The organism is Pseudomonas sp. GL-R-26 (assembly GCF_019947365.1).
In the GTDB taxonomy this organism is placed as follows: Bacteria; Pseudomonadota; Gammaproteobacteria; order Pseudomonadales; family Pseudomonadaceae; genus Aquipseudomonas.
In genome coordinates this window covers 1-2,559 of the sequence record NZ_JAGYGI010000072.1, presented here as the reverse complement: position 1 = coordinate 2,559, position 2,559 = coordinate 1, and the positions used below count along the sequence as shown (strand labels likewise).

General features: G+C 62.4%; 3 protein-coding genes. All 3 read right to left on the bottom strand.

Features of this window, described 5'->3' with window-relative positions; translation table 11 throughout:
- Positions 1 to 52 precede the first annotated feature (52 nt).
- Positions 53 to 1,021, bottom strand: coding sequence for an ABC transporter ATP-binding protein (locus KGA96_RS29550; RefSeq protein ID WP_008051721.1), 969 nt, complete (start codon positions 1,019 to 1,021; stop codon positions 53 to 55).
- 10 nt (positions 1,022 to 1,031) lie between these two features.
- Positions 1,032 to 1,943, bottom strand: coding sequence for an ABC transporter permease subunit (locus KGA96_RS29545; RefSeq protein WP_223516079.1), 912 nt, complete (start codon positions 1,941 to 1,943; stop codon positions 1,032 to 1,034).
- A 10-nt stretch (positions 1,944 to 1,953) separates the two neighbouring features.
- Positions 1,954 to 2,559, bottom strand: a 606-nt coding sequence (locus KGA96_RS29540; protein WP_223516077.1) for an ABC transporter permease subunit, incomplete at its 5' end; no start/stop codon positions are given.

Genomic DNA, 2,559 nt, shown 5'->3' with positions numbered 1-2,559 from the left:
CGGGACACCTCGTAGTGACGGGTCAGGTCGCGGGCGGTAAGAACGACGGCCATTACGCCACCTCCTGGTTCAGCGGGTAGAAGCAGCGAGCGAGGCTGTTGCTTTTCTGGTCAAGGGCCGGACGTTGTTGACGGCAGTTGTCTTTCACGTACGGGCAGCGCGGCGACAGCAGGCAACCCTGCGGACGGTCGTAGCGACCGGGCACGATGCCCGGCAGGGTCGACAGGCGCGCGGCGCCGAGGCTGTGTTCCGGAATCGCCTTGAGCAGCGCTTCGCTGTACGGGTGTGCCGGGATGTCGAACAGTTGCGGCACCTGACCGACTTCGACCGCCTGGCCTGCATACATCACGCACACGCGCTGGGCGGTTTCGGCCACGACGGCGAGGTCGTGGGTGATCAGCACCAGGCCCATGTTCTGCTCTTTCTGCAACGCCAGCAGCAGGTCCATGATCTGCGCCTGGATGGTGACGTCCAGCGCCGTGGTCGGTTCGTCGGCGATCAGCAGTTTCGGTTCACCGGCAATCGCCATGGCAATCGCGACACGCTGGCTCATGCCACCGGACAGTTGATGCGGGTAGGCGTCCATGCGGCTGGCGGCACCCGGGATCTCGACTTTTTCCAGCAGTTCGATGGCGCGCTTGCGGGCCGCCTTGCCGGACATTTTCAGGTGCAGGCGCAGCACTTCTTCGATCTGGAAGCCGACGGTGTAGCTCGGGTTCAGCGCGGTCATCGGATCCTGGAAGACCATGGACAGGTCTTTGCCGACGATCTGCCGACGCTGGCGATTGTTGAGCTTGAGCATGTTCTTGCCGTCGAAATTCAGGGCGTCGGCAGTGACGATCCCCGGATGCTCGATCAGGCCCATCAGCGCCATCATGGTCACGGACTTGCCGGAACCGGATTCGCCAACGATGGCCAGCACTTCGCCCTTGTCCACTTGCAGGTCGAGGCCATCGACCACTGGCGTGGCGTTTTTGTCGCCGAAGCGAACGTTGAGATTCTTGATTTCTAGCAGTGACATGGGAATCTCCTCAGGCGGCGTTCTTGAGTTTCGGGTCCAGCGCATCGCGCAGGCCGTCGCCCATCAGGTTGATTGCCAGCACGCTGAGCAAAATGGTCAAACCAGGCAGGCTCACCACCCACCAGGCGCGTTCGATGTAGTCGCGAGCCGAAGCCAGCATGGTGCCCCACTCAGGGGTTGGCGGTTGTACGCCAAGGCCGAGGAAGCCCAGTGCGGCGGCATCGAGGATCGCCGAGGAGAAGCTCAGGGTGGCCTGAACGATCAGCGGCGCCATGCAGTTAGGCAGCACGGTGACGAACATCAGGCGTGGCAGGCCGGCACCGGCCAGGCGCGCGGCGGTTACGTAGTCGCGGTTCAGCTCGCCCATCACCGCGGCGCGGGTCAGACGAACATAGGACGGCAACGAAACCACGGCGATGGCAATGATGGTGTTGATCAGGCCAGGGCCGAGGATGGCGACGATCGCCACGGCCAGCAGCAGGGACGGCAGGGCCAGCATGATGTCCATCAGACGCATGATGGTCGGGCCGAGAATCCGCGGGTAGAACCCGGCGAACAGGCCCAGGAGAATCCCCGGGATCAGCGACATCACCACCGACGACAAACCGATCAGCAACGACAGGCGCGAACCATTGATCAGACGCGACAGCAGGTCGCGGCCCAGTTCATCGGTGCCGAGCAGGAACTGCAACTGTCCACCTTCCAGCCAGGCCGGTGGGGTCAGCAGGAAATCGCGGTACTGCTCGCTCGGGTCGTGGGGGGCAACCCACGGGGCGAAGATGGCGCAGAAAATCACCAGCAACATGAACATCAGGCCGGCGACGGCACCTTTGTTCTTGGAGAACGCTTGCCAGAATTCTTTGTACGGAGACGGGTACAGCAGGCTTTGATCGACTGCTACCGATGGAATTGGAGTGGTCATGGTCATGATCTCAGCGCTGATGACGGATGCGTGGGTTGGCAAAGCCGTAGAGGATGTCCACTACGAAGTTGACCACAATCACCAGGCAGGCGATTAACAGGATGCCGTTTTGCACGACGGGGTAATCCCGGGCGCCAATGGCTTCGATCAGCCATTTGCCGATGCCCGGCCACGAGAAAATGGTTTCGGTCAGGACCGCACCGGCCAGCAATGTGCCGACTTGCAGGCCAACCACGGTCAGTACCGGAATCAACGCGTTACGCAGACCGTGCACGAACACCACGCGCGACGGCGACAGGCCCTTGGCCTTGGCGGTGCGAATGTAGTCTTCACGCAGCACTTCGAGCATCGAAGAACGGGTCATCCGCGCGATCACTGCCAGCGGAATGGTGCCGAGCACGATGGCCGGCAGGATCAGGTGGTGCAGGGCGTCGAAGAAGGCGTCCGGCTCGTTGGCCAGCAGGGTGTCGATCAGCATGAAGCCGGTGCGTGGCTCGATGTCGTAGAGCAGGTCGATACGCCCGGAAACCGGGGTCCAGCCCAGGCTCACCGAGAAGAACATGATCAGGATCAGGCCCCACCAGAAGATCGGCATCGAGTATCCCGCCAGGGAGAC

What these genes read in the sequence shown, in the direction of transcription:
- KGA96_RS29550 (WP_008051721.1), bottom strand. Translation starts at nt 1,021, where the DNA reads ATGTCACTGCTAGAAATCAAGAATCTCAACGTTCGCTTCGGCGACAAA.
- KGA96_RS29545 (WP_223516079.1), bottom strand. Translation starts at nt 1,943, where the DNA reads ATGACCACTCCAATTCCATCGGTAGCAGTCGATCAAAGCCTGCTGTAC.